Source organism: Kitasatospora sp. NPDC088134, from assembly GCF_044741705.1.
In the GTDB taxonomy this organism is placed as follows: Bacteria; Actinomycetota; Actinomycetes; order Streptomycetales; family Streptomycetaceae; genus Kitasatospora.
Map to the genome: position 1 here is coordinate 91,645 of NZ_JBIUTD010000025.1, position 24,926 is coordinate 116,570.

Below are 24,926 nucleotides of genomic sequence, written 5' to 3' on the forward strand. Positions count from 1 at the left end.
TTCCTGGTCAAGCCCGACGGCCGCAACGGCGCAGTCGGCTGGGACAGCCATTATGCGCCGTCCACCTCCATCTCGGGCACCCCCACCTTTCTAGGAGTTTCCATGCGGCGTGGCATCGCGGCCTCCGCTCTCGTTGCGGCTCTGGCGGTCTCCATGGCGGCTTGCAGCAGCAGCGGCTCCGGCTCGGACGCCAAGGGCGACGGCGGACCGGTCACCATCACCTACTGGGACACCTCGAACGCCACCAACGAGGCGCCGAACTACCAGGAGCTGGTCAAGAAGTTCGAGGCCGCGAACCCGAACATCAAGGTCAACTTCGTGAACGTGCCGTTCGACACGGCGCAGAACAAGCTGCAGACCGCGATGGGCGCCAAGGGCGCGCCGGACGCCTTCCGCTCCGAGGTCGGCTGGACCTCCGCCTTCGCCAAGGCCGGCTACCTGGAGCCGCTGGACGGCACCCCCGCGCTGACCGACGCCGCCGTCTTCCAGCCCTCGCTGATCCAGCAGGCCAAGTACTCCGGCAAGACCTACGGCGTGCCGCTGGTCACCGACACCCTCGGCCTGATGTACAACAAGGAGCTCTTCGCCAAGGCCGGCATCACCGCGGCCCCGAAGACCTGGGACGAGCTCAAGGCCGACGCCGCGCAGCTGAAGGAGAAGGCCGGCGTCGACGGCTTCTGGCTGAAGGCCGCCGACGGCTACTACGCCATGCCGTTCCTGTACGGCGAGGGCACCAACATGGTCGACGCCGCGGGCAAGAAGATCACCGTGAACTCGCCCGAGGCCGCCAAGGCGATCGAGACCTACAACTCGATGTTCACCGCCCCCGGCACCGTGAAGGCCGACGTCACCACCGACGCCTACGCGCACATGATGGACGCCTTCAACAGCGGCAAGGTCGCGGCGATCATCCAGGGCCCGTGGGAGGTCACCAACGTCTACAAGGGCGCCGCGTTCGCCGACAAGAAGAACCTCGGCATCGCCGCCGTCCCGAACGGCTCCGCGGGCAAGGGCGGCGCCCCGACCGGCGGCCACAACGTCTCGGTCTACGCCGGCTCCGACAAGGCCCACAAGGACGCCGCCGAGAAGCTCGCCGCGTTCCTCACCTCCGCCGAGAGCCAGACCTTCCTGGCGCTGAAGAACGGCACCCTGCCCACCCGCAGCGACGCCTACACCGCCGAGGTCAAGGCCAACCCGGGCATCGCCGACTTCCAGGCGATCCTGGCCTCCGCCCAGCCGCGCCCCGAACTGCCCGAGTACGCCTCGCTGTTCGGCTCCTTCGGCACCAACCTCGGCAAGATCGTCCAGGGCCAGTCGGACATCAAGACCGGCCTGGACGCCACCGCGACCGACTACGCGAAGCTCCTCCCGGACTTCAAGAAGTAATCGGATCGGCCGGCCCGGCCCACACCTGACGGTGGGCCGGGCCACTCCCGTCGTACCCCCTTCAGCCCCCAGCAGTCGCCGCGGCAGGCGGCGGACCCCCCGGAGAAGGTGCACACCCATGGCAGTTGCGGTCGCACAGCGCATCAAGCTGTCGTACTCGAAGTACTGGTACGCGTACGCGATGATCGCGCCGGTCGTGATCGTCCTCGGGGTGCTGGTCGGCTACCCGCTGGTGCGCGGCTTCTACCTGACCCTGACCAACGCCACCAGCCTCAACGTCGGCCGGCAGATCGGGGTCAACCACATCCCCGACAGCTTCGACTTCATCGGGCTGGACAACTACGCGGACATCCTGTGGGGGCCGACCGCGTACGACCGCTTCTGGTCGCACTTCGTCTGGACCGTCGCCTGGACCGCGATCTGCGTGGTCCTGCACTACAGCATCGGCCTCGGCCTGGCGCTGCTGCTCAACCGGAAGATCCGCGGCCGCGGCCTGTACCGGCTGGTGCTGATCCTGCCCTGGGCGGTCCCGACCTTCGTCACCGTCTTCTCCTGGCGCCTGATGCTCGCCGACGGCGGCGCCGTCAACGGCCTGCTGTCCTTCCTGCACCTGCCCGAACCCGCCTGGCTGTCCGAGCCGCTGGCGCAGAAGGCCGCCGCGATCATGGTCAACACCTGGGTCGGCGTGCCGTTCATGATGATCTCGCTGCTCGGCGGGCTCCAGTCGATCCCGCAGGAGCTGTACGAGGCCGCCGAGATGGACGGCGCCAGCCCCTGGCAGCGGTTCCGCTACGTCACCCTGCCCGGCCTGCGGACCGTCTCCTCCACCGTCGTGCTGCTCGGCGTGATCTGGACCTTCAACCAGTTCGCGGTCATCTTCCTGCTGTTCGGCTCCGGCGCCCCCGACGCGCAGATCCTGGTCACCTGGGCCTACCGCCTCGGCTTCGGTCAGCAGCCCTCCGACTACGCGCAGTCCGCGACCTACGGAATCCTGCTGCTGTCGATCCTGATCGTCTTCACCAGCTTCTACCGCCGCTGGCTGGCCCGGAACGAGAAGGCCAGCGGATGAGCACCGCCACCGCCTCCCAGCCCCAGGAACCCGACCAGGCAGGTAGCCCCATGACACTCACCGCCGACCGCCCCGCCGCCGGAACGGCCCCCGCGAAGCGCCCCGCCAAGGTCCGCCGCCGCGGTCGGTCGTCCCCGCTGGTCACCCTGCTCACGCACGGCGCGCTGATCGTCGCCAGCCTGATCGCGCTGTTCCCGGTGCTGTACATCGCGTACATCTCGCTCGGTCCGGACGACAACGACTACCTGCACCCGGCGAAGATCTTCGACAAGATGACCTTCGCCAACTACGGCAAGGTCATGAACGACACCGGGTTCTTCACCTGGTTCGGCAACTCGGCGATCGTGGCCGGCGGCACCACCCTGATCGGCGTGCTGATCGCCGCCTCCACCGGCTACGCGGTCTCCCGGATGCGCTTCCCCGGCTACCGCCAGCTGATGTGGACCCTGCTGGTCACCCAGATGTTCCCGATCGCGGTCCTGATCGTCCCGATGTACTACATCCTGTCCAACCTCGGCCTGCTGGACAGCTACACCGGCCTGATCATGGTCTACTCCTCCACCACCGTGCCGTACTGCGCCTGGCTGCTCAAGGGCTACTTCGACACCATCCCGATGGAGATCGACGAGGCCGGCCGGGTCGACGGGCTCTCCCCGATCGGCACCTTCTGGCGGCTGATCCTGCCGCTGGCCCGCCCGGGCCTGGCGGTGGCCGCGTTCTACTCCTTCCTCACCGCCTGGGGCGAGGTCGCCTACGCCTCGACCTTCATGCTCTCCTCCGACAAGTACACGCTGGCCGTCGGCCTGTCCTCGTTCGTCAGCGAGCACGACCACCAGTGGCAGCTGATGGCCGCCACCTCGGTGCTGATCGCGCTCCCCGCCGCGGTCGTCTTCTACCTGGTGCAGCGCCACCTGGTCACCGGCCTGACGGCCGGTGCCGCGAAGTCCTGAACCCGCGCCGCGCAGTCCCGAACCAGCGCCACCCCCACGTCACTTCCACAGCCTCCGAGGGATGACTGTCCAATGACCCAGAACCTGGCCGACGCCTCCCGGCCCGCCGCCGTTCCCGCCGCTCGGACCACCGAAGCGAGTGCCGGCGCCGCCAGAGGCGGCTGGTGGCGGGACGCGGTCATCTACCAGGTGTACCCGCGCAGCTTCGCGGACGGCAACGGGGACGGCATGGGCGACCTGCCCGGCATCCGCGCCCGCCTGCCCTACCTGCGCGACCTGGGCGTGGACGCGGTCTGGCTCTCGCCGTTCTACGCCTCCCCGCAGGCCGACGCCGGCTACGACGTCGCCGACTACCGGGCCGTGGACCCGATGTTCGGCACCCTGCTGGACGCCGACGGGCTGATCCGGGACGCCCACGACCTGGGCCTGCGGATCATCGTCGACCTGGTCCCCAACCACTCCTCCGACCAGCACGAGTGGTTCCAGCGCGCGCTGCGCGAGGGCCCCGGCTCCCCGCTGCGCGAGCGCTACCACTTCCGCCCCGGCAAGGGCGAGAACGGCGAACTCCCGCCCAACGACTGGGAGTCCATCTTCGGCGGCCCCGCCTGGACCCGCACCGCGAACCCGGACGGCACCCCCGGCGACTGGTACCTGCACCTGTTCGCCCCCGAGCAGCCCGACTTCAACTGGGACAGCCCCGCCGTCGCCGACGAGTTCCGCTCCATCCTGCGGTTCTGGCTCGACATGGGCGTCGACGGCTTCCGGATCGACGTCGCGCACGGCATGGTCAAGGCCCCCGGCCTGCCCGACCTCGGCAGCCACGACCAGCTCAAGCTGCTCGGCAACGACGTCATGCCGTTCTTCGACCAGGACGGCGTGCACGCCATCTACCGCGAGTGGCGCAAGATCCTCGACGAGTACCCCGGCGACCGGATCGGCGTCGCCGAGGCGTGGACCCCGACCGTCCAGCGGACCGCCAACTACGTCCGCCCCGACGAGCTGCACCAGGCCTTCAACTTCCAGTACCTGGGCACCGGTTGGGACGCCGCCGCGCTGCGCGAGGTGATCGACCTCTCGCTCGACTCGATGCGCCCGGTCGAGGCCCCCACCACCTGGGTGCTCTCCAACCACGACGTCACCCGGCATGCCACCCGGTTCGCCAACCCGCCCGGCCTGGGCACCCAGATCCGCACCCCCGGCGACCGCGCCCTCGGCCTGCGCCGGGCCCGCGCCGCCACCCTGCTGATGCTCGCGCTGCCCGGCTCCGCCTACCTCTACCAGGGCGAGGAGCTCGGCCTGCCCGACGTCACCGACCTGCCCGACGAGGTCCGCCAGGACCCGTCGTTCTTCCGGCAGGCCGGCCAGGACGGCTACCGCGACGGCTGCCGGGTCCCGATCCCGTGGTCCGGCACCGAGGCCCCCTACGGCTTCGGCCCCAACCCCGGCGGCCCCAGCTGGCTGCCGCAGCCCGCCGAGTGGGCCGCGCTCTCGGTGGAGGTCCAGACCGGCGACCCGACCTCCACGCTGGAGCTGTACCGCTCCGCGCTCGCCGTCCGCCGCGCCCAGCCCGCGCTCGGCGCCGGCACCGGGGTCGAGTGGCTGCCCGCCCCCGAGGGCGTGCTGGCCTTCCGCCGCGAGTCCGCCGAGGGCTCCTTCGTCTGCACCGTGAACACCACCGGCGAGAGCGTCCGGATTCCCGCCCCCGGCCGTATGCTGCTCTCCTCCGCCGAGGCTGTCGCGGCGGAGGACGGCGTCGAACTCCCGGCCGACAGCACCGCATGGTGGGCGGTCTGACGTGGTTGCAATAGGCTCTGGGATCGTGACTACGGCGCGACTCTCCGACATCGCGGCGCAGGCGGGGGTCAGCGAAGCCACCGTCAGCCGCGTCCTCAACGGCAAGGCGGGTGTCTCCGCGACCACCCGGCAGACCGTGCTGGCCGCCCTGGACGTGCTCGGCTACGAGCGCCCCACCAGGCTGCGCCAGCGCAGCGCCGGGCTGATCGGCCTGATCACCCCGGAGCTGAGCAACCCGATCTTCCCGGCGCTGGCCCAGGTCATCGAGCAGGTGCTCAGCCGGCACGGCTACACGCCGGTGCTGTGCACCCAGACCCCGGGCGGCTCCACCGAGGACGAACTCGTCGAGATGCTGGTCGAACGCGGCGTCGCCGGCATCGTGTTCGTCTCCGGCCTGCACGCCGACACCACCGCCGACCACGACCGGTACGCCAAGCTGACCGGCCGTCAGGTCCCGTTCGTGCTGATCAACGGCTACAGCGAGAAGATCGCCGCGCCGTTCATCTCCCCGGACGACCGGGCCGCGATGTGGATGGCCGTCCAGCACCTGGTGGAACTCGGCCACGAGAACATCGGGCTGGCGGTCGGCCAGAAGCGGTACGTGCCGGTGCTGCGCAAGATCGAGGGCTTCACGGCCGCCGTGCAGCAGCTCACCGGGCGCACCGCCGAACAGGCCGAACAGCTGGTCCACCACACCCTGTTCAGCGTGGAGGGCGGGCACGCCGCCGCCCAGGCGCTGCTCGACAAGGGCTGCACGGCGATCGTCTGCGGCTCCGACATGATGGCGCTCGGCGCGATCCGGGCGGTCCGCCGGCGCGGGCTGTCGGTGCCGCAGGACGTCTCGGTGGTCGGCTTCGACGACTCCCCGTTGATAGCGTTCACCGAGCCGCCGCTGACCACCGTCCGCCAGCCGGTCGAGGCGATGGCCACCGCCGCCGTCGACGCCCTGCTGGAGGAGGTCGGCGGGAACCCGGCGCAGCGCTCCGAGTTCATGTTCCAGCCCGAGCTGGTGATGCGCGGCTCCACCGGCTCCGGCCCGCGCAACGGCTGACACCCCGTCGGCCGACACCCCGTCGGCCGGGGCTGCGACGGCCGGTGCTCCGACGACGGGCCCCCGGGAGGCAACTCCCGGGGGCCCGCGGCGCGTTCAGGCGTAGAGCTGCTCGATGTCGCGCCGGTAGGCGGTGGTGACGGCCTGTCGGCGGACCTTCAGCGACGGGGTGAGCAGGCCGCGCTCCTCGGTGAAGTCGCCCGCCACCACCCGCACCCGGCGGATCGACTCGGCCCGCGAGACGGTCGAGTTGACGGCCCGCACCGCCCCGGCGAGCGCCGTCAGCACCGCGTGGTGCACCGGGATCGCGCTGCCGATCTCCACCGGGTCCGGCCCGCCCGCCGGGACCTGCGGGCGCAGCTCCAGGAACTGCTCCACCGCCTCCGGGTCCAGGGTCAGCAGCGCGCCCACGTACGGGCGGCCGTTGCCGACCACCAGGGCCTGGCTGATCATCGGGTGGGCGCGCAGCCGGTCCTCCAGCGGGCCGGGGGAGACGTTCTTGCCGCCGGAGGTCACCAGGATCTCCTTCTTGCGGCCGGTGATGGTCAGGTAGCCGTCCTCGTCCAGCCGCCCCAGGTCCCCGGTGGCGAACCAGACCGGCCGGGCCGGTCGCGGCGCGCCCAACTCGTAGTAGCCGTCGAAGACCTGACTGCCGCTCAGGAACACCTCGCCGTCCTCGGCGACCCGCACCGCGCTGCCCGGCACCGGCGGGCCGACCGTGCCCGGCCGGGGCCGCAGCGGCGGGTTCACGGTGGACGGGCCGCTGGTCTCGGTCAGCCCGTAGCCCTCGTAGACCAGGACGCCCGCGCCCGCGAAGAACAGCAGCAGCTCCGGGTCGATCGAGGAGCCGCCGCTGATCGCGTACCGGACCTTGCCGCCCATCGCGGCCCGGACCCGCCGGTACACCAGCGCGTCGTACAGGCCGTGCGCGACCCGCAGCGCGAACGGGGCCGGCCGGCCCTCGCCGGCCAGCGCGGCCAGTTCGGCCCGGGCGTAGCGGACCGCGACGTCCGCGGCCCGGTCGAAGACCTTCACCGCGCCCTTGGCCTGCGCCTCGGCCCGCCCCAACTGGTGGATCTTCTCGAACAGGTAGGGCACCCCGGCCAGGAAGGTCGCGCCGAAGGAGGCCAGGTCGGGCCGGAGCTCGGCCGGCTTCAGGGACGGGCTGTGGCCGAGCCTGATCCGGCCGTACACGCAGGTGACCTGGAGCATCCGGCCCAGCACGTGGGCCAGCGGCAGGAACAGCAGGGTGCACGGCGGCTCCCCGGTGACCTCCGCGAACACCGGCTCCATCAGGGCGTGGCAATTGGCGGCCTCGGTCAGGAAGTTGGCGTGGGTGAGCAGGCAGCCCTTGGGGCGGCCGGTGGTGCCGGAGGTGTAGATCAGGGTGGCCTCGCTGTGCGGCCCCAGCGCCGCCCGGCGGCGCTCCAACTCGGCGGCGGGGACGGCCTTCCCGAGCTCGCCGAGCGCCCCGACCGCGTCCTCGTCCAGCCGCCACAGCGGCACCGTGCCGCCGGTCCGGGCGATCGCCACCGTCAGCACCTCGGCGGTCCCGGCGTCCTCCGCGACCGCCAGCACCGCCGCCGAGTCCCGGACGATCCACTCGGCCTGCTCGACCGAGGCGGTCGGGTAGACCGGCACCACGGCGGCGCCGGCCGCCCAGGCCGCGAAGTCCAGCAGCGTCCACTCGTACCTGGTCCGGGACATCAGCACCACCCGGTCGCCGGGCCGGACGCCCACCGCGACCAGTCCGCGGGCGGCCGCCGCGACCTCCTCGGCGAACTGCCGGGCCGTCAGGTGCTGCCAGCGGCCGCCGTCCTGACGCCGGGTCACCACCACGGCGTCCGGGGCCTGTTCGGCGTTGCGGAACGGCAGGTCGGCCAGGCTCCCGTGCGCGGGCGGCGGCACCAGCGGCCCGGTGCGGGCCTCGACCACCCGGCCGCCGGACCGTAACACCTCGACCGGGGCCCGGTCGCGCAGCTGCTCGTCGCGCCCGGCACGGGCGAGGGGGTGGGCCATGGCGGACTCCCTTGGGTGGGGGTGGGATCCGCCCAGGGTAGGTACTCGCCAGTAAACTTACTAGACGGTAAGTTCCTTGACAGTTCAGGATCTTGCGCCGTAATGCGGGGCCGCTCGCTGCGGGGCTCAGCCCTCCTCGACGGGCGCGGCGGGGCCGGTGAAGCGCTCGCCCCGGTGCGGGTCGCCGGTGCCGGCCCGGGTGGCCAGGTAGTCGCGGACGATCAGCTCGACCGCGTCCTGCGGGCTGCTCGCGCCGACCCGCATCATCACCTCCAGCGCGAGGTCCGCGTCGAGGGAGATGGTCAGCTTCGCCATGGGTGCGCTCCGGGGTCGGGCCGCCGCCGGACGGGGTTCGGGCCCGGCGGGTCGTCCGGCCGAGCATAGGCCGCTGCCCCCGGAGCCGACCAGGGTCTCCGGGGGCAGCGGTGCCGTGGGGGTGTCGTGCGCGTCCGACCGGGGGTCAGACGCGGCCGGCGAAGTCCGGCGCCCAGTTGGCGATCGTCTCGGTGCGGACGCCCGAGCGCGGGTTCGCGGCCTCGACGTACTTGCCGTCGCCGAGGTAGATGGCGACGTGGTAGACGCCGGAGTTGGAGCCGTTGTTGGACCAGAACAGCAGGTCGCCGGCCTGCAGGCTGCCCAGCGAGACCCGGGTCGCGTAGTCGGCCTGGTCGGCGGCGACCCGCGGCAGGCTGATGCCGGCCTGGCGGAACGCGGCCTGGGTCAGGCCGGAGCAGTCCCAGCCGCCGTTGCCGGTGCCGCCGTAGATGTACGCCTGGCCGAGCTTGCCGAGCGCGAAGTCGATCGCCGCGGCCTTGGAGCCGGTCGCCTTGACGGCGCTGCCGGTGGACGCCTTGGTCTCCTGCGCGGCGGGCTTCGCCGCGGTGGTGCCCGGGGCGGACTTGGCGCGGTTCCAGGACGAGGACGAGGACTTGGTGGCGGGCGCCGACTGCTCGGCCGGGGCCTCGGCGACGGCGACGTTGCCGAGGGCCAGCTGCTGGCCCGGGTAGATCATGTCCGGGCCCTCGGTGAGGACGGACCGGTTCAGGTCGTACAGCGCCTGCCAGCCGCCGTCCACGTGCTCGCGCTGGGCGATGGTGGACAGCCAGTCGCCGGCCTGCACGGTGTAGCTGCCGGCCGACTGCCGGGCCTGCTGGGTCTGCTGCTGGGCCTGCGGCTTGCTCTGGGTCCGGGCCTGCTGCCAGCCGGAACCCGACTTCGGGGTCTCGGACTTCGGGGCCTGCGGCTTCACGGCGTCGCCGGCGGACTTGGTGCTGCTCGGGGCGGAGGCGTCGACCTGCGGGGCGCCGCCGCCCTTGGTCAGGCCGGCCTGGATCGAGCACACCGGCCAGGCGCCGGGGCCCTGCGAGGCGAGCACCTTCTCGGCGACGGTGATCTGCTGGTCCTTGGAGGCCAGGTCGGCGCGCGAGGCGTACGCGGTGCCGCCGAACTCGGCCCAGGTGGAGGCGGTGAACTGCAGGCCGCCGTAGAAGCCGTTGCCGGTGTTGATCGACCAGTCGCCGCTGGACTCGCACTGCGCGACCTTGTCCCAGGTGGAGACCGAGGCGGCGGAGGCGGTGTTGGCGGTCAGGCAGGGGACGGTGAGACCGATGCCGACCACGCCGGTGGTCGCGATCAGGCGGCGGGCGCGCTTGGCGCTGATGGGCAGCATGAAGAAGCGTTCCTCTCCCACGCCTGCGAGGTGAGCTGTCGGATTCGGGCCGGAGTAGCCCGGCCGCGCGCCACCCGAAGGTGCGCACGGCTTCACCCCTAGCCCCGGACCGGTCGGTTGGACCGTCCCCGGGCGACTTACCTGGTTCCCCCGCCCCTGCCGCGGTGCGTTTCGCATGAGCCGACCCACCCGGCGGCAGGACTCGGCGTTCCGGGAGGGCTGGGTCCGTGTGTCCACGAACGTGGGCAGGAGATTAAGCAGGTGGAAAGGGAATTCGCAAATGCCTGTGACGGGCGTCACGGCGCGCGGAATTCACGATCAAGGAATTTCCGCCGAACTCGCTTGCCCGTGAAGGGAGGTGGCCGGGCGTCAGGCAATTGGTGATCTTGTGCCCGTTTTGAGGGAGTATGAGAATCGGTGGGTGGATATTCGGTTTCGATGCGGTTTGCGCTCGCGGGTTCGGGTGCTTCGTCCGCTTTGCCCGGCGTGACCGGCGCGACCGGCGCGACCGGCGCCGCCGGGGCGGTCCGGCCGAGGACGTCCGAATTCCGCCCCCGCATTTCCGCGCGCCCGAATGCGCCCCGGGCGCGCCGTCGTCCGCGCCGTCGCCCGCCCGGCGCCGCCATCGCCCGGCCGCCCGGACCCGGGCGCCGAACGGGTGACTGACGGTACGTCAGGATGCTTAAGCGAAACGGAAGACGCCGCTTCCCGGTCGGTCTTCTGCCTATGCTGCGAACGAGTGGGGTTCGGAGTTCCCTGCGCCCCGGGAGGGCGGCCATCGTGGACCAGCGCGACAACGAACAGCCGGCGGCCGGCCGGCACCGGCGGCCGGTGGTCGAGCGGCGGCGGATGCTCACCTGGCTGGCGGTCGGGACGGTGACGGCGGTCGGCGGGGGAGCGGTGCTGCGGCAGTCGCTCGCCGGGGCCGACGAGACCGCGGCCGGCCCGCCCCGTCCCAGTGCCCCGCCGACGGGCCACCGGCACGGCACCGCCGCCCCGCCGCCCGCCTCCGCGAGCCCGCAGCCCTCCGAACCGCCCCCGCCGGTCGACGAGGGCGGCCGCAAGTGGTCCGACCCCAAGGGCTGGGGCGGCCGGCTCCCGGCCCCGGGCAGCGCGGTGCGGATCACCGACAAAGTGCTGCTCGACACCGACGCCCAGATCGGCTCGCTGCTGATCGAGGCCACCGGCTCGCTGGTGTTCGCCAAGGACCACTCGCTCACCCTGGCCAGCTCCGGCAACGTCGAGGTGCGCGGCACCCTGGCGCTCGCCCCAGACGACGCCCACACCCACACCCTGCGCTTCCCGGACGTCGACGAACGCCGGTTCAAGGGCGGCGGCATGACGGTCGTCGACGGCGACACCGGCCTGTGGGTCACCGGCCGCGGCTACCTGCGGCTGGACGGCGCCCCCCGCACCGCCTGGGTCCGGGCCGCCGCCGACCTGCGGGCCGGCGACGTCACGATCAAGCTGGCCGCCGCCCCCACCGGCTGGCAGCCCGGCGACGAACTCACCGTCACCCCCACCGCCGCGCCCGACCAGGACGACTTCTCCACCTCCTACGACCTGGTGACGGTCCAGCGGGTGGACGGCGCCACCGTCACGCTCACCGCCCCGCTGCAGCACGCCCACCCCCGGGTCGCGGTCGGCGGCGGCCCGGTCTTCGGTGCCGAGGTGCTCAACCTGACCCGCAACGTCCGGGTCGAGGGCACCGAGCAGGGCCGGGCGCACGTCCACCTCACCTCGAACCGGCACGCCGACGTCCGGCACACCGCGATCCGCTGGATGGGCCCGCGCGCGAACGGCAAGGACAGCTGGAACGGCAAGCCCGTCACCGAGCCGGTGCTCGGCCGCTACGGGCTGCACTTCCACATGCTGCTGGACACCTCGCGCGGCACCGTGGTCGAGGGCGTGGTGGTCCGCGACACCGGCAGCCACGCCTTCGTGCCGCACGCCGCGCACGGCATCACCTTCCGCGGCTGCATCTCCCACCAGACCTGGGAGGACGCCTACTGGTGGGACGGCCCGATCGACACCCGCACCCCGCAGGGCCCCTCGAACGACATCGTCTACGAGGGCTGCGTCGCCTCCCGCACCGTCTACGAGCCCAACCCGCGCGGCTACCGGCTGACCGGCTTCAGCCTCGGCGCGGGCACCGGCTCCTCGGCCCGGGACTGCGTGGCCGTCGGTGTCCAGGGCGCCACCGGCGCCTCCGGCTACGAGTGGCCGGAGACCAGCGAGGGCGTCTGGACCTTCGAGAACTGCCTGGCCCACAACAACCTGGAGAACGGCGTCTTCGTCTGGCTCAACGCCGAGCACCACCACACCGTCAGCCGCTTCGTGGCCTACCACAACGGCGGCTGGGGCATCGAGCACGGCGCCTACCTGAACGACTTCGACTACACCGCCTCGGTGCTGCACGGCAACGCGGCCGGCGGCATCGCCGTGCACGCGCTCGGCCGCGACAAGGGCACCGTCTTCGACGGCTTCCTGATCGACGCCGCCGGCCAGTCCGACTACGCGGTGGCCACCCTCAAGCACCAGCTCGACGGCGAGGCCGTCACGCTCAGCCGCAGCCGGCTCACCGGCTACCGCAAGGCCGGGGTGGCGTTCCGGGCCACCGACGACGGCAAGCCCGACGACATCGCCGTGCTCGACTGCGAGTTCGCCGGCACCGGCCCCGAGGTGTGGCTCGACCCGGAGTCGCCCGCCCCCAAGCGGATCCTGTTCCGCCAGGCCGGCCGGACCCAGACCGTCTCGCTCACCAAGGGCAGCGGCGGCCAGGGCCTGGCCGGCACCCCCTGGAACGCCGCCACCGCTCCCGCGGACGCCCCCGTCCCGCCGCGCCCGGTCGCGCTGCCCGCGCTCACGTTCACCGACAGCGCGCCGCGCACCGGGCGGGTCACCGGCTGACGCCCGCCCGCCGCGCCCGTCGCGCCCGTCGCGCCGCCGGGAGGCGCAGCGCTCCCGGAAGTGCTCCCGGACAGCGCGACGGGCGGGGGCGCGTCGATGCGCTGCCCCCGCCCGCGGCGGTCCTGGTGCGGCGTCAGCGCGCCGCGTGCGCCCCCGGGGTGCGCGGTTCGACGGCCGCCGCGGCGGCCTCCAGCTGCTCCTGGGTCGGCTCCGGGAGCACGGACAGGTAGCTGGCGGCGATCAGCTGACCGACCGTCGGGTACGCGCCGATCGGGGCGGCGCTCGGGCAGCCGGTCTCCTCGGCGGCGGCGGCCAGCAGCTCCGGGTCGGCCTCCGGGCCGATCACCAGCGGGGCCAGCGCCGGGCGCTCGGCGCCCATCGCCTTCAGGTGCGCCACGGCCGCCGCCACCGAGCCCGGCACGTCCAGCGCGGCCGCGACCACCGGCACGGCCAGCCGGGAGGCCAGCAGCACGCCGGTCATCGCGGCGGCCTCGGCGGCCTCCTGGCCGCCCACCGTGGTCAGCACCACGCCGTCGGCGGCGGTGGCGATGGCGAACAGCCGGGCCCGGTCGGCCCGGGCCAGGTTCGCCTCGGACAGGCGCACGTGCACGGCCTCGGACAGCTTGGTGTGCGGGCCCAGCGGGTCCAGCACCCGGGCGCCGGTCTCGGCGGCCGCCTTGTGCAGCCCGGCCAGGAAGCCGTGCGGCCCGGGAACCAGCGGCTGCACGATCGGGGCGGCCAGGCCGGCCTCCGCGGCGGCGGCCAGCAGGCCGGCCACGGTCGGCGCGTCCTCGCCGCCCAGATAGGCGGCCGTCACCTCGATGCCCGGCTGCTCGCCGCGCACGACGGACAGCAGCTCGTCGACGACCGGACGGGTCTCCGGCCCGGCGACGGCCGGAACGGCCAGCACCAGGGCAGGCGAACCGGCCAAGATCTCGCGGCGCTCGGGAGCGCGGTGGCGCCCCCGCGCACGGGAGCCTGGGGTACGGACGGGCAGTGGCGCGCCCGGGATGGCTGCGGTGCTCATGGGCCAGATCGTAGGACATCGCCCCCCGCCCCTTGCAGCCGGATGCCGGGAGCGGGCGGCTTTCCGCCAGGAAGTGACGGTCATCACAGTGCCGGTTGTGACTCCGGGTGAACCGCGTGATAAGGGGTGATGATCGACAAAGCGCTGACGGGCGTGTGCGGACGGTCATGGCGGGACTGGTGTTTCGTCCGACTGTGTCCGCTTACGCCCCGTCAATTACGGCGCTGTGAAGGCTTGGTGACAGCATCAGCACGTTCTTCTGCACGGGAAATAGCCCATGCTGATGCACGTGCAGGCGGGCTATCATCACGTCAAGTGAGGCGATTCGCCAGGCTCTGGGGAGAAGACAATGCGTGAGGCGTACAACGGCATGGCGGCAGCGGACCTCGACGGGGTGGTCTGGCAGAAGAGCCGGCACAGCAACTCGAAGGGCAACTGCGTGGAGTTCGCCGCGCTGCCGGGCGGCGACGTGGCGATGCGCAACTCGCGCTTCCCCGACGGCCCCGCGCTGGTCTACACCCGGGACGAGATCACCGCGATGCTGCTCGGTGTGAAGGACGGCGAGTTCGACCACCTGGGCGGCGCCCTCTGACGAGGCGCCAACACCCGTCCACCCCGGCCGTCGTGGGAGCACCCGCGACGGCCTCCGTGTTTTCCCGCCCGCGCCCGGGCGCGCCGAAGCCCTGACCCGGGGCCAGGGACGGTGGGGAGCTCAGGGGCGGTGGGGAGCGGGGTCGGGGACGGGCGCGGGCGGGGTCAGGCGGAGCGGCGGTGGCGGCCGAGGTCCGCCGACAGCGGCGGTTCGTCGGCGCGGGCGTCGAACAGCGCCCAGACCACCTTCCCGGCGCCGGCCAGCGGGTGCCAGCCCCAGGAGCGGGAGAAGGAGTCCACCAGGTGCAGGCCGCGGCCGGACTCGGCCACGAAGTCGGCCTCGCGGGCCACCGGGCCGCTGCTGGACGGGTCGCTCACCGCGCAGACCACCTGCGGGGCCCGGTGCACCAGGCTGATCCGGATCGGCAGCGCCTCGGCGGACAGCTGGGGCGTGTTCTGGGCCGGGACCCGGGAGGGCTCGCTCTGGCCGAGGGCGTGCCGCAGCGCGTTGGTCACCAGCTCCGAGGCCACCAGGGCGACGTCGTCGAAGAGTTCGCCCAGGCCCCAGCCGTCGAGGGTGTCCCGGGTGAACTCCCGCGCGGCGCGCACGGCTTCGAAGCGGGGAGCGAGGGTGCAGCTGACCACATGGGGGTCGGTCGCCAGGGCCGTACCGGTGCTCATGAAGAGCTCCTCCCATAAGGGGGCGGACACGGCGGGACCCACCGGGGTCATGCCGGTCACCTCCGACTCGCTCGGCCGCTCGACCACCGGGACGGCCCGGTGCGCGCGCACACAAGTACCCAGCGACGCACGGGCGTTGCCGGGAGGGTGTGCGAATGCGCGTGGGGTCGACGCGGTGTCCGCGGAATTGCCAAGGGCGTGCAAGTGCACGTGCACCATGGTCCCGTGCGCTCACGGCAGATGCAAGAGTCGATTCACGTGCAGTCGTGCGATTGGCATATGCATGGCCCGAATGCACGTGCAAGATGGTGGCGCGGTGACCGAAGCGGTAGCACCCCGCACCACTACCGGCACGCAGCGCGCCCAACTGATGGCAGACTGTGCAACTGGTCTGTCCGAGTGGAGGTTTGGTCCGATGACCACAGTTCAGCCCGGCGGGGGCTCGATGGTGCGCCGCATCCTCCTCGGCTCCCAGCTCCGCCGACTCCGGGAAGGCTGTGCGATCACCCGCGAGGACGCGGGCTACGCGATCCGCGCCTCCGAGTCCAAGATCAGCCGGATGGAACTCGGCCGGGTCTCCTTCAAGGAGCGCGACGTCGCCGACCTGCTCAGCCTCTACGGCCTGGCCGCCGGACCGGAGCGCGAGTCGCTGCTCGCCCTCGTCCGGGAGGCCAACAAGTCCGGCTGGTGGCACAGCTACAACGACGTGCTGCCGAACTGGTTCCAGACCTACATCGGACTGGAGGAGGCCGCCGCGCTGATCCGCACCTACGAGGTGCAGTTCGTCCCCGGCCTGCTGCAGTGCGAGGAGTACGCCGGGGCGATCTTCGCGCAGAACCGGCCGCCGCTCGCCCCCGACGAGATCGAGCGCCGCGTCGCGCTGCGGACCCGACGGCAGAAGCTGCTCACCGACGGCCGCGGCCCCCGGCTGTGGGCCGTCATCGACGAGGCCGCGCTGCGCCGCCCGGTCGGCGGCCCCGAGGTGATGCGGGCCCAACTGGAACACCTGGTGGAGCTGGCCCAACTCCCCAGCGTCGTCATCCAGGTGATGCCGTTCCGGTTCGGCGCGCACGCGGGCGAGAGCGGGGCCTTCTCGGTGCTGCGCTTCCCCGAGCAGGACCTGCCCGACGTGGTCTACCTGGAGCAGCTCACCAGCGCCCTCTACCTGGACAAGCGCGACGACGTGGACGAGTACCTGCAGGTGATGGAACGACTCTGCGTGGACAGCCTGACCCCGCAGCAGACCCTCGAACTGCTCCGGACGATCCTCAAGAGCCAGTAGGGCCGGTAGCCAGTAGAACGAGTGAAGAGCGGCCCGGCGGGGGCCGGTGCGAGAGGGGCCGGCGGCGCGGTGCGGCCGGCCGCCGACGGCAGGGGGCGGGGGAGCGCCCGGTCGCGGAGCGGTACGGGAGTTCACGGTCCGTCGACCAATCCGATTGACCGCGGCCCGGCAAGCTGCCATGGTTTCTGCTCCGAGCGTCCGCGCCGCCCCCGGCGGACCGGACGCGGGACGCGCTCCGGCTCCACCAATACGGGGGTTTGGTGGAGCCGGTCTCCCGTACCGCCCGGCACTCCGGGCGGGGGCGGGACACACCGGTGCGGGTGAGGGCGGCGAGGGGTCGACCGCCCGGGGGAGTCAGCGCTTCGACAGCACCTCCGCGTCGTCCGCCGCGGTGACCGCGGCCGCCCCGTAGGCGTAGTCCGGCACCGGGTGCGACCCGGCAGTGGCCGCGGCGGTGGGGGCCGAGCCGCGCCCTGAGCGCACCGCGCCCGTCAGCGCCAGCAGCAGGCCGACCGCGATGGTGCCCGTCACCAGCAGCAGGGCCGGGCGGTAGCCCGCGAGTTGGGCCTGCGCGTCGGTGCCGCCGCCGCTGCCGGCCGTGAGCACCGCGGTGGTGACGGCCAGCACGATCGCGCCGCCGACCTGGAGCCCGGTGTTCACCAGGCCGGAGGCCAGACCCTGCTCGTCGTCCGGCACGCCACCGGTGGCCGCCGCGTTGATCGACGGGAAGGCCAGTGCGAAGCCGCCGCCGATCAGCAGCATGGCCGGGAGCACCAGGCCGAGGAAGCCGCTGTGCTCGTCGAGCCGGAGGAAGGACGCGTAGCCGACCGTCATCAGCGCCACGCCGACCGGCAGCAGCCGCTCCGGGCCGTACCGGTCGAGCAGGCGGCCGACCGCACCGGCCGAGAAGGCGACGATCGCGCCGCCCGGCAGCAGGCCGAGCGCCGTCTCCAGCGCGGACCAGCCGAGCAGGCGCTGCAGGTAGAGCGTGGCCACGAACTGGAAGCCCGCGTAGGCGCCCATCAGCGTCAGCGCCGTGAGGTTGGCCCGGCGGACCGAGGGGTTGCGGAAGATGCCGAGCCGGACCAGCGGGTGCGCGGTGCGCGACTCGATCAGCAGGAAGGCCGCGGCCAGCACGGCCACCAGCAGCAGCGAGCCGATCGTGCGCGCCGAGAGCCAGCCGGCGCCCTGCGCCTCCGTGACCGTGAAGACCAGCAGCAGGACCGAGCCGGTGCCGGTCAGCGCGCCGGCCACGTCGTAGCCGCCGACCGGGCGCTCGGTGTGCTGGCGGGGCAGCAGCCGGACGCCGGCCACCAGGGCGAGCAGCGCGACCGGGACGGGCATCAGGAACGTCAGCCGCCAGCCCGCCGACGTCAGCAGGCCGCTGATCACCAGGCCGAGCGAGAAGCCGGCCGCGGCGCAGGTGGTGTAGATCGAGAGCGCGCGGTTGCGGGCCGGGCCCTCGGCGAACGTGGTGGTGATGATGGACAGGCCGGCCGGGGCGGTGAACGCGGCGCTGACGCCCTTCAGGAAGCGGGTGGCGATCAGCAGCGGCCCGCTGTCGACCAGCCCGCCGAGCAGCGAGGCGCCGGCGAAGGCGGCCAGCGCGACCAGGAACACCCGGCGGCGGCCCAGCAGGTCGGCGGCCCGGCCGCCGAGCAGCAGCAGCCCGCCGTAGCCGAGGACGTAGCCGCTGACCACCCACTGCAGGGCGGAGTCGGACAGGTGCAGGTCGGCGCCGATCGAGGGCAGGGCGACGCCGACCATCGAGACGTCGAGGGAATCCAGGAACATCGCGGCGCAGAGCACCACCAGGGTGCCCCAGAGCCGCGGGGTCCAACGCGTGCGGGTCGTGTCGGTCGTGTCGGTCATGGCACAGAACGCTACATGCATATGCATGGGATGCAAGTGCATTTAATGTGGGTGCAACAGATGTGCGTGCATGTGCTAGCGTGGCGGTGTGACCGACCTCGACCCGGACCAGGACCCCGCCGCGGAGACGGCGCTCACCGAGCAGTGGCGCGCCCTGCTGGCCCGCCACGCCGCGACCTCCTGCGCCATCGACCGCGCCCTCGGCGACGCCTACGGCCTGGGCGTCAGCGAGTTCGAACTGCTGGAACGCCTCTGGGAGTTCGAGCAGGAGCCGGACCACGGGGACGCCCGCTCCCGGGTGGTCGCCGGCACCGTCCACCTCAGCCAGAGCGCCTTCTCCCGGCTGGTCGCCCGGCTGGAGAAGGCCGGCCTGGTCCAGCGCTCGCTCTGCGAGGCCGACCGCCGCGGCATCAACCTCACGCTCACCGAGGACGGCCGCGCCCGGTACCTCGGCGCCCGCCCCGTGCACCGCCGCATCCTCGCCGAGACGCTCGGCGGGACCGCCTGACGGACCGCCCGGCCGAGTCGGCGGCCGGCGCCGGACGCCGGGGTCAGAGCAGCGCCGACAGCCCCGGCGCCACCGCCAGCAGCGCCGCCCCCAGCGGGGCCGCCAGCGCCGCCAGCGTCCACCCCAGCCGGGCCGGCACCGGCAGCCGCGGCGCGCCCAGCAGCAGCCGGTCCACCCGGGCCGGGGACTGCGCCAGCTGCCGCGGCGGACAGGAGGCGAACACCTCGCTGTTCAACTCCGCCAGCGCCAGTGCCGTCGTCACCCGCCCGTGCCGCCGCGCCGCCCGGTCGTCCGCCGCCAGCTCCACCAGCACCGCCACCTGGTCCCGGAACGCGGAGAACACCCCCACCCCCGGGAACCCGGTCGCCAGCGCCTGCGCGCACTGCGCCAGCCAGTGGTGCCGGGCCCGGACGTGCCCGCGCTCGTGGCTCAGCACCGCCGCCAGCTCCCGGTCCGACAACTGCTGCAGCGCCCCCGTGGTCACCACCAGCCGGGCCCGCGGCCCCGGCAGCGACCAGGCCTGCGGCCGCAGGTTCTCCAGCACCACCAGCGGCTCCCTGACCCGCCGCCGGGGCCTCAGCGAATCCGGCAACTCCGGCGCCCGCCGCACCAGTTGGGCATGGCGGTGGTCGCGCTCCGCGCGCGCCGACCGGACCTCCCGGGCCAGCGACACCGCCGTCCACAGCCCGCCCGCCGCCAGCACCGCCGCCGACAGCCGGCCCCAGCCCTCGGCCCCGGCCAGCCCGTAGGCGCCCTCCACCCCCGCCGGCGCGCCCGCGAACACCAGCGCGCGCCAGGACGGGAGGGCCGCCGCGCTCGCCAGCAGCAGGCTCAGCACGCAGCACAGCAGCACCGCCACCACCAGCATCTGCCACACCAGCAGGGCCAGCACGGGTTCGCGCTCCGGCCAGCGGGCCCGGGCCAGCCGGCTCGGCGCCACGGTGGCGAGCAGCAGTCCGAGCAGCAGCAGGTCCAGCAGTGCCGTCATGCGGGGCTCCCCAGGAGGGATCAGGGCGCGGCGATGCGCCCCTCCCAACCTATGCGCCCGTACGCCCGCGCGGAACGCCGGGGCCGCCCCAGTGACCAAGGCCACCCCGGGCCCGGCGCGCCGGGCCCAGCCGCCCGTCCGACTGCGCATCCGGCTGCGCGCCCGACTGTGCGTCCGGCGGCCCGCCCGGCTCCCGACGGACCGTCAGCTCCCGCACCGGGCCCGGGCGGTCGAGTCGGGCGCTCGGATGCCCGGGCGGCCAGGTACCCGGGTGGTCAGGCGTCCGGGTGGTCAGGCGCTCAGGTGTTCAGGCGGTCAGCAGCATGGCGAACATCCCGATCCCCATCGCCGCCCGGCAGGCCCGCGGCAGCGGCCCCACCACCGCCGCGCCCGTCCCCGGGCCCGGACCCGCGTTCGCGGGGACCAGTACCCGGCTGCCCTCCCAGAGCGCGTACCCGCCGAAGTACACCAGGAGCAGCCCCGTCAGCACCGGCGGCCCGCCCATCCGCGCGTGGTGCCCGGCGTGTCCGGCGGGCCCGCCCACCGGGCCGCCGGCCATCGCCAGTGCCATGTACGCCATCGCCAGCGCGCCGATCCCGTGGTGCAGGCGGTGCGCCCGCAGCCCCCCGTCCCGGCCCGCCAGCGCGCCGACCAGCAGCACCGCCGCCAGCAGCGCGTACGGCCAGCCCCAGAACACCCCCGGCAGCAGCGCCATCCCCGCCATGCCCAGGGCCATCGCGGCCTCCAGCACGTCCGGCTCGTGGCGGGCGCGGTGCTCCCCGCCGCAGGGCGGTTGGGCGCGGCGGCGGTGCACCCGCCAGCCGCAGTAGCCGCCGGTGCCCCCGGCCAGGACCGCCAGCAGCCAGCTCACCAGTGCCGGACCGTGCATCGCCGCCCCCTCCGCCGCGCCCGCCGGACGTCCAGTCCTGCCCGCTCCACTCCACCAGCGCCGGACCGCGCCCCGCTTCCTCCGCCGTGCCCCGTCCGCCGCCGCTCCTCCACGATCACCGACCCGGCGCGGGCGCAGCAGGGCGTGAACGGGGGCGCACCGAGGCGTGAACGGGCCCGTGCCGGGCGTGGGCGCCCCGGTGGCGGGCCCGTACGGGGCGGGGCAGGGTCGGCGTACCGGGCCCGCGGCCCCCGCCGCCGGCGGAGCTGTCCGTTTCATCCACTGCGGAGGGGAGGTGATCGGCGGCGCTACGAACTGGAGCGTCCGCAGCCACCCGGATGGCGTGTCCGCCGTCAAACCGGTCTTGAACCGGAGAACCTTTCGCATTTAACGTGGTCTTGTCGAAATAACTCCTGTCGAAGTGAGCCTGTGATGCAGAATCTTTCGCCGACGCTCGCGGTAGCGGGCGACGCCCCCGCCGCGGACCCGGCCGGCCACCCGGCCTGGCGGCGCCTCAAGGACGCCGTCGAGGCCCTCCGGCCGCTGCAGTCCAAGGACGGTTCGATCGACCTCGCCGCCGTGCCCCGTCACACCGTCGACCCGCTCGTGGAGACCGTGCAGGCGGCCGTCGCCGAACTCGCCCCGCTCTTCCCGCACGACGCCGAGTACCTCGCCGCCGTCCGCGCCGACCTCGCCAAATGGGCCGACACCGGCTACCGCCAGCCCGACTTCCTGGACTCGCTGCTCGCCTTCCGCCCGAACGAGCAGCGCGTCGACGGCATCGGCCACCTGGTGGTCTTCCCGATGTACACCCAGAACGGCAACCCGGACCGCAACCTGGAAGCCGTGCTGCTGAAGGTCGTCTGGCCCGAGTGGATCGCCGAGCTGGAGCGCACCCGCTTCGACAACCCGGGCTACATCGGCATCGCCTTCGAGGACTTCACCGCCGGCTACGACACCAACTCCGCGGTGCTCTTCCCCGAGACCGTGGCCGTCCGCGAGGCGCCGGAACGTTTCACCTGGGGCGGCATCTTCTGCGACCGCGAGGCCGCCCGCTTCCGCGCCGTCACCACCAGCGCCGTCCGCCAGCTCGGCCTCGACATCCCCGCCGACGCCGCCGACCTGCTCCAGGACCAGGACCGCACCCAGCAGACCTTCGTCCTCTGGGACCTCGTGCACGACCGCACCCACAGCCACGGCGACCTGCCGTTCGACCCCTTCATGATCAAGCAGCGCAGCCCGTTCTGGATGTACGGCCTCGAAGAGCTCCGCTGCGACCTCAACACCTTCAAGGAGTCGGTCCAGCTGGAGGCCGAGGGCCAGGCCCAGGGCCGCGACGTCCAGTACGCCATCCTCTTCGACCGGATGTTCCGCTTCCCGGTCAGCGGCGACCGGGTCCGCAACTACGACGGCATGGGCGGCCAGCTGCTCTTCGCCTACCTGCACAAGCACGACGCGCTCCGCTGGCGCGACAACCGGCTCACCATCGACTGGGACCGGGTCGCCGGCGTCACCAACGCGCTCTGCGCCGAGATCGAGACCCTCTACCGCGAGGGCATCGACCGCCCCAAGACCGCGCACTGGATCGCCGCCTACCAGCTGGTCTCCCGCTACCTCACCCCGCACCCCGCCTCCACCTGGGCCAAGGGGCCCGAGGCGCTCCCGCTCGACCTCGCCGACGACAAGGCGCTCCGCAAGGCCCTCTGCGACGCCGTCCACCCCGACGAGTTCCCGCTCAGCATGTTCTACGAAGCCCTGTCGAAGAAGCTCGGCCGCGTCATCGCGGGCACCAAGGGCATCACCGGCACCACCACCGAGGAGGCCGCCGCGTGAGCGCCGCCCAGCACCTGCAGGACAAGGTCGTCGCCGTCGCCGGAGCCAGCGGCCCCGCCGGCCAGGCCACCATGCGCCGCCTCGCCGCCGACGGCGCCACCGTCATCGGCGCCGACATCGACCAGCACCGCCTGGACGCCGCCCTCGGCGCCGTCCGCACCGCCGTCCCCGGCGCCAAGGTCGCCGGGCAGGTCATCGACCTGCTCGACCCCCAGGAGGTCCACGACTGGGCCGACCACCTGGAGGCCGAGCACGGCCACGTCGACGGCCTGTTCCACCTGGTCGGCGGCTGGCGCGGCAGCAAGACCTTCTTCGAGACCCGGATCGACGACTGGGACTTCCTGCACGACACCGTCGTCCGCACCCTCCAGCACACCTCGCTGGCCTTCCAGCCCGCGCTGCTCCGCAGCCAGGCCGGCCGCTACGCCATGGTCTCCGCCGCCGCCGCGCACAAGCCCACCGCGGGCGGCGCCGCCTACGCCGCCGCCAAGGCCGCCACCGAGGCCTGGACCCTCGCGCTGGCCGACTCCTTCGCCAAGGAGACCACCGCCTCCGACGGCGCCCCTACCGCCGCGGCCGCCATTCTGGTCATCAAGGCCCTGGTCAGCCCCGAGATGCGCGCCGCCAAGCCGGACGCTAAGTTCGCGGGCTTCACCGACACCGCCGACCTGGCCACCACCCTGGCGTCCCTCTGGGAGCGCCCCGCAGCAGAACTGAACGGACAGCACCTGTGGCTGACAGCCCGATGACCCCCCTGACCGGCCCGACCGACGCGGTGCGGCACCACGACCCCGCCGTCCGCGGCTTCGCCAGCGACAACTACGCCGGCATCCACCCCGAGGTGCTCGCCGCGATCGCGCTGGCCAACGACGGCCACCAGATCTCCTACGGCGAGGACCAGTACACCGAGCACCTGCAGACGGTCTTCCGCCGCCACTTCGGCGACCGCGCCGAGGCCTACCCCGTCTTCAACGGCACCGGCGCCAACGTGGTCGCCCTGCAGGCCCTGCTCCCGCGCTGGGGCGCGGTGATCGCCGCCGAGAGCGCCCACATCAACGTGGACGAGGGCGGCGCCCCCGAGAAGCTCGCCGGCATCAAGATCCACACCGTCCCCACCCCCGACGGCAAGCTCACCCCCGAGCTGATCGACCAGCAGGCCTGGGGCTGGGGCGACGAGCACCGCGCCCAGCCGCTCGCCGTCTCGATCACCCAGTCCACCGAACTCGGCACCCTCTACACGGTCGAGGAGGTCCGGGCGATCTGCGAGCACGCCCACGAGCGCGGCATGCTCGTCCACATGGACGGCTCCCGGCTGGTCAACGCCGCGGCCTCGCTCGGCGTCCCGTTCCGCGAGTTCACCACCGACGTCGGCGTCGACGTCCTCTCCTTCGGCGGCACCAAGAACGGCCTGCTGCTCGGCGAGGTCGTCGTGGTCCTGAACCCCGAGCGGGTCCAGGGCATCAAGTTCCTCCGCAAGACCTCGATGCAGCTCGCCTCGAAGATGCGCTTCGTCTCCGTCCAGTTCGAGGCCCTGCTGGCCGGTGACCTCTGGCTCCGCAACGCCAGCCACTCCAACGCGATGGCCCGCCGCCTGGCGGACGCCGTCCGCGAGATCCCCGGCGTCACCGTGGTCCGCCCCGTCCAGGCCAACGCGGTCTTCGCGCTCCTCCCGCGCGAGGTCAGCGAACGCCTCCAGAAGAACTACCGCTTCTACTTCTGGAACGAGCACACCGGCGAGGTCCGCTGGATGGCTGCCTTCGACACCACCGAGGCCGACATCGACGCCTTCGCCGCCGCCATCGCCGACGAGATGGCCCGCCACCGGGGCTGACGCGCGCTCAGCGCCCCTCGGCACCCGCTACGTACGGCACCCGCCCGACGGCCGGTTCGGAATCCGCTTCCGAGCCGGCCGTCGGCGTCCTGCCGCTGTCCTGTCGCCGTCCTGTCACCCGATCGGGGGCGATGTTTGCACCCCGCGCGAATCGGGCGTAGTGTTCACTGGTCGCTCGGCAGGGAGCACCGGACACGCATCTCGTGTGGACGGTCCCGGGGCGGCCAATCCCTGATCAACCACTCAGCCGGTCCGTAGCGGGTCGCGTCCTTTCGCGTCTCCGTTCGTATGTGCTGTGCGCTTTTTCGGAGATTGCGGCGGATTCGCTTTTCGGAGCGGGGATCGGCTAGAGTTTGAAACGTCGGAAGGGGCCGCAGGGCCGCGAAAGACGAAAGCGAATCGGGAAAGAGCACGAGCTCGGATCTGATAAGCTGGGAACACGAAAGAACGAAGCGCCCGGAGATACGGTCGGAAGGCCGGTCGAAGGAAGCGTCCGTTCCTTGAGAACTCAACAGCGTGCCAAAAGTCAACGCCAGATATGTTGACATCCCCGGCCTCGACATCTTGTCGGGGTTG

Annotated in this window: 20 protein-coding genes and 1 riboswitch; of the genes, 12 read left to right on the top strand and 8 right to left on the bottom strand. The window is 72.9% G+C overall.

What is annotated here, in order from left to right; genetic code table 11:
* The first annotated feature begins 102 nt into the window (after positions 1 to 102).
* From ACIOHG_RS29885 to ACIOHG_RS29905, 5 genes are all read left to right on the top strand, one after another.
* A complete protein-coding gene (locus ACIOHG_RS29885) occupies positions 103 to 1,386 on the top strand; it encodes an extracellular solute-binding protein (RefSeq protein ID WP_400955160.1) in 1,284 nt (427 codons plus the stop codon).
* A gap of 118 nt (positions 1,387 to 1,504) precedes the next feature.
* Positions 1,505 to 2,455, top strand: coding sequence for a carbohydrate ABC transporter permease (locus tag ACIOHG_RS29890; protein WP_400955163.1), 951 nt, complete (start codon positions 1,505 to 1,507; stop codon positions 2,453 to 2,455).
* A complete protein-coding gene (locus tag ACIOHG_RS29895) occupies positions 2,452 to 3,405 on the top strand; it encodes a sugar ABC transporter permease (protein ID WP_400955166.1) in 954 nt (317 codons plus the stop codon). Before ACIOHG_RS29890 ends, ACIOHG_RS29895 begins: the two co-directional genes overlap by 4 nt.
* 72 nt (positions 3,406 to 3,477) lie before the next feature.
* Positions 3,478 to 5,199 carry a glycoside hydrolase family 13 protein gene (locus ACIOHG_RS29900; protein ID WP_400955168.1) on the top strand — a complete coding sequence of 574 codons (1,722 nt, stop codon included), beginning with the start codon at positions 3,478 to 3,480 and terminating at the stop codon, positions 5,197 to 5,199.
* A 25-nt stretch (positions 5,200 to 5,224) separates the two neighbouring features.
* Positions 5,225 to 6,250: a LacI family DNA-binding transcriptional regulator gene (locus tag ACIOHG_RS29905; RefSeq protein ID WP_400955170.1), complete on the top strand. Its 1,026-nt coding sequence runs from the start codon at positions 5,225 to 5,227 to the stop codon at positions 6,248 to 6,250.
* Positions 6,251 to 6,346: 96 nt separating this feature from the next.
* Here the strand turns inward: ACIOHG_RS29905 and ACIOHG_RS29910 are convergent, their stop codons facing one another.
* From ACIOHG_RS29910 to ACIOHG_RS29920, 3 genes are all read right to left on the bottom strand, one after another.
* On the bottom strand, positions 6,347 to 8,269 hold the full coding sequence (locus ACIOHG_RS29910) for an AMP-dependent synthetase/ligase (RefSeq protein ID WP_400955172.1): 1,923 nt from the start codon (positions 8,267 to 8,269) through the stop codon (positions 6,347 to 6,349).
* A 126-nt stretch (positions 8,270 to 8,395) separates the two neighbouring features.
* Entirely contained in the window at positions 8,396 to 8,584 is a 189-nt protein-coding gene (locus ACIOHG_RS29915) for a hypothetical protein (protein WP_400955174.1), read from the bottom strand.
* A 145-nt stretch (positions 8,585 to 8,729) separates the two neighbouring features.
* Complete coding sequence (locus ACIOHG_RS29920; RefSeq protein ID WP_400955176.1) at positions 8,730 to 9,959, bottom strand: transglycosylase family protein; 1,230 nt, start codon at positions 9,957 to 9,959, stop codon at positions 8,730 to 8,732.
* Positions 9,944 to 10,117, bottom strand: a riboswitch (cyclic di-AMP (ydaO/yuaA leader). It overlaps the preceding gene by 16 nt.
* A 601-nt stretch (positions 10,118 to 10,718) precedes the next feature.
* Between ACIOHG_RS29920 and ACIOHG_RS29925 the strand changes: the two genes are divergently transcribed.
* Positions 10,719 to 12,848, top strand: a complete 2,130-nt coding sequence (locus ACIOHG_RS29925; protein WP_400955178.1) for a hypothetical protein — start codon at positions 10,719 to 10,721, stop codon at positions 12,846 to 12,848.
* 133 nt (positions 12,849 to 12,981) lie between these two features.
* Here ACIOHG_RS29925 and ACIOHG_RS29930 read toward each other — a convergent pair whose 3' ends face one another.
* On the bottom strand, positions 12,982 to 13,875 hold the full coding sequence (locus ACIOHG_RS29930) for a hypothetical protein (protein ID WP_400955181.1): 894 nt from the start codon (positions 13,873 to 13,875) through the stop codon (positions 12,982 to 12,984).
* Between the two features lie 349 nt (positions 13,876 to 14,224).
* Here ACIOHG_RS29930 and ACIOHG_RS29935 point away from each other — a divergent pair, with 349 nt between their 5' ends.
* Positions 14,225 to 14,467, top strand: coding sequence for a DUF397 domain-containing protein (locus ACIOHG_RS29935; protein ID WP_400711282.1), 243 nt, complete (start codon positions 14,225 to 14,227; stop codon positions 14,465 to 14,467).
* A 164-nt stretch (positions 14,468 to 14,631) separates the two neighbouring features.
* Here ACIOHG_RS29935 and ACIOHG_RS29940 read toward each other — a convergent pair whose 3' ends face one another.
* Positions 14,632 to 15,147, bottom strand: coding sequence for an ATP-binding protein (locus tag ACIOHG_RS29940; RefSeq protein WP_400955183.1), 516 nt, complete (start codon positions 15,145 to 15,147; stop codon positions 14,632 to 14,634).
* Between the two features lie 415 nt (positions 15,148 to 15,562).
* Between ACIOHG_RS29940 and ACIOHG_RS29945 the strand changes: the two genes are divergently transcribed.
* Positions 15,563 to 16,429, top strand: coding sequence for a helix-turn-helix domain-containing protein (locus ACIOHG_RS29945; RefSeq protein WP_400955185.1), 867 nt, complete (start codon positions 15,563 to 15,565; stop codon positions 16,427 to 16,429).
* A gap of 354 nt (positions 16,430 to 16,783) precedes the next feature.
* Here the strand turns inward: ACIOHG_RS29945 and ACIOHG_RS29950 are convergent, their stop codons facing one another.
* On the bottom strand, positions 16,784 to 18,301 hold the full coding sequence (locus ACIOHG_RS29950) for an MFS transporter (RefSeq protein WP_400955187.1): 1,518 nt from the start codon (positions 18,299 to 18,301) through the stop codon (positions 16,784 to 16,786).
* 88 nt (positions 18,302 to 18,389) lie between these two features.
* On the opposite strand from ACIOHG_RS29950, the gene ACIOHG_RS29955 reads away from it, so the two are divergent.
* On the top strand, positions 18,390 to 18,809 hold the full coding sequence (locus ACIOHG_RS29955; RefSeq protein WP_400955189.1) for a MarR family winged helix-turn-helix transcriptional regulator: 420 nt from the start codon (positions 18,390 to 18,392) through the stop codon (positions 18,807 to 18,809).
* Between the two features lie 43 nt (positions 18,810 to 18,852).
* On the opposite strand, the gene ACIOHG_RS29960 is transcribed toward ACIOHG_RS29955, so the two are convergent.
* Positions 18,853 to 19,797 (bottom strand): M56 family metallopeptidase, encoded by a 945-nt coding sequence (locus ACIOHG_RS29960; protein ID WP_400955191.1) that lies wholly within the window; start codon positions 19,795 to 19,797, stop codon positions 18,853 to 18,855.
* 307 nt (positions 19,798 to 20,104) lie between these two features.
* Positions 20,105 to 20,686: a DUF5134 domain-containing protein gene (locus ACIOHG_RS29965; protein WP_400955194.1), complete on the bottom strand. Its 582-nt coding sequence runs from the start codon at positions 20,684 to 20,686 to the stop codon at positions 20,105 to 20,107.
* A gap of 432 nt (positions 20,687 to 21,118) precedes the next feature.
* On the opposite strand from ACIOHG_RS29965, the gene ACIOHG_RS29970 reads away from it, so the two are divergent.
* Genes ACIOHG_RS29970 through ACIOHG_RS29980 form a run of 3 tightly spaced genes read left to right on the top strand, consistent with a single transcriptional unit; the run spans position 21,119 to position 24,350 of the window.
* Positions 21,119 to 22,519, top strand: coding sequence for a DUF6421 family protein (locus ACIOHG_RS29970; RefSeq protein WP_400955196.1), 1,401 nt, complete (start codon positions 21,119 to 21,121; stop codon positions 22,517 to 22,519).
* On the top strand, positions 22,516 to 23,268 hold the full coding sequence (locus tag ACIOHG_RS29975) for an SDR family NAD(P)-dependent oxidoreductase (RefSeq protein ID WP_400955198.1): 753 nt from the start codon (positions 22,516 to 22,518) through the stop codon (positions 23,266 to 23,268). Before ACIOHG_RS29970 ends, ACIOHG_RS29975 begins: the two co-directional genes overlap by 4 nt.
* Positions 23,265 to 24,350: a threonine aldolase family protein gene (locus ACIOHG_RS29980; RefSeq protein ID WP_400955200.1), complete on the top strand. Its 1,086-nt coding sequence runs from the start codon at positions 23,265 to 23,267 to the stop codon at positions 24,348 to 24,350. Before ACIOHG_RS29975 ends, ACIOHG_RS29980 begins: the two co-directional genes overlap by 4 nt.
* Positions 24,351 to 24,926 lie beyond the last annotated feature (576 nt).

Bases quoted from the DNA above. Each gene is read 5' to 3' on its own strand.
- ACIOHG_RS29885 (WP_400955160.1), top strand. From the start codon at position 103: ATGCGGCGTGGCATCGCGGCCTCCGCTCTCGTTGCGGCTCTGGCGGTC.
- ACIOHG_RS29890 (WP_400955163.1), top strand. From the start codon at position 1,505: ATGGCAGTTGCGGTCGCACAGCGCATCAAGCTGTCGTACTCGAAGTAC.
- ACIOHG_RS29895 (WP_400955166.1), top strand. From the start codon at position 2,452: ATGAGCACCGCCACCGCCTCCCAGCCCCAGGAACCCGACCAGGCAGGT.
- ACIOHG_RS29900 (WP_400955168.1), top strand. From the start codon at position 3,478: ATGACCCAGAACCTGGCCGACGCCTCCCGGCCCGCCGCCGTTCCCGCC.
- ACIOHG_RS29910 (WP_400955172.1), bottom strand. From the start codon at position 8,269: ATGGCCCACCCCCTCGCCCGTGCCGGGCGCGACGAGCAGCTGCGCGAC.
- ACIOHG_RS29915 (WP_400955174.1), bottom strand. From the start codon at position 8,584: ATGGCGAAGCTGACCATCTCCCTCGACGCGGACCTCGCGCTGGAGGTG.
- ACIOHG_RS29930 (WP_400955181.1), bottom strand. From the start codon at position 13,875: ATGAGCACCGCAGCCATCCCGGGCGCGCCACTGCCCGTCCGTACCCCA.
- ACIOHG_RS29935 (WP_400711282.1), top strand. From the start codon at position 14,225: ATGCGTGAGGCGTACAACGGCATGGCGGCAGCGGACCTCGACGGGGTG.
- ACIOHG_RS29940 (WP_400955183.1), bottom strand. From the start codon at position 15,147: ATGAGCACCGGTACGGCCCTGGCGACCGACCCCCATGTGGTCAGCTGC.
- ACIOHG_RS29945 (WP_400955185.1), top strand. From the start codon at position 15,563: ATGACCACAGTTCAGCCCGGCGGGGGCTCGATGGTGCGCCGCATCCTC.
- ACIOHG_RS29950 (WP_400955187.1), bottom strand. From the start codon at position 18,301: ATGACCGACACGACCGACACGACCCGCACGCGTTGGACCCCGCGGCTC.
- ACIOHG_RS29960 (WP_400955191.1), bottom strand. From the start codon at position 19,797: ATGACGGCACTGCTGGACCTGCTGCTGCTCGGACTGCTGCTCGCCACC.
- ACIOHG_RS29965 (WP_400955194.1), bottom strand. From the start codon at position 20,686: ATGCACGGTCCGGCACTGGTGAGCTGGCTGCTGGCGGTCCTGGCCGGG.
- ACIOHG_RS29970 (WP_400955196.1), top strand. From the start codon at position 21,119: ATGCAGAATCTTTCGCCGACGCTCGCGGTAGCGGGCGACGCCCCCGCC.
- ACIOHG_RS29980 (WP_400955200.1), top strand. From the start codon at position 23,265: ATGACCCCCCTGACCGGCCCGACCGACGCGGTGCGGCACCACGACCCC.